Raw genomic sequence first — 446 nt, 5'->3', positions numbered from 1 at the left:
TAGAGGCTGATGAGCAATTATCTTTCCTTTCGCGTGAGGCGGCGCAGCAGAATGCGGCTCATGGCGAGGTAAAGCAGCATCTCGCCGGTCTCGACCAGGCGTTCGTAGTCCTTGGCCAGCCGCCGGTTGGTAGTCAGCCAACCGATGGTCCGCTCCACCACCCACCTTCGCGCGAGCACCTGAAAGCCACTCGGTCGCGTCGGCGGCTCTGCGTCAGCCCGCATCCAGGTGCCTTCACTCCACCAGTGTTGCGGAATCGACAGCTTCCATCCCAGCGCTCTGCACAACCAGTCCTTCAGCCCGCGATAAGCCGTGTCGGCCCACAGGCGCTCAATGGCCGGAAACAGATGCTGCAGCCCCTCCAGCAGGAGTTCGGCGCCTGCGCGATCATGAATGTCGGCGGGCTGCACGCTGTTCTTCAGCAGATTGCCTTGCGTATCAACGAG

At 62.1% G+C, this 446-nt stretch carries 1 protein-coding gene; it reads right to left on the bottom strand.

Annotated features, from left to right (window positions below; genetic code table 11):
* Nucleotides 1-17: 17 nt before the first annotated feature.
* A partial coding sequence (locus KBI52_RS00790) for a transposase (protein ID WP_210804781.1) occupies nucleotides 18-446 on the bottom strand: 429 nt, incomplete at its 5' end.

The organism is Microvirga sp. HBU67558 (assembly GCF_018069605.1).
In the GTDB taxonomy this organism is placed as follows: domain Bacteria; phylum Pseudomonadota; class Alphaproteobacteria; order Rhizobiales; family Beijerinckiaceae; genus Microvirga; species Microvirga terrae.
Note: the sequence above shows the minus strand (reverse complement) of the source record. Positions and strands in the feature narration are given on the sequence as shown.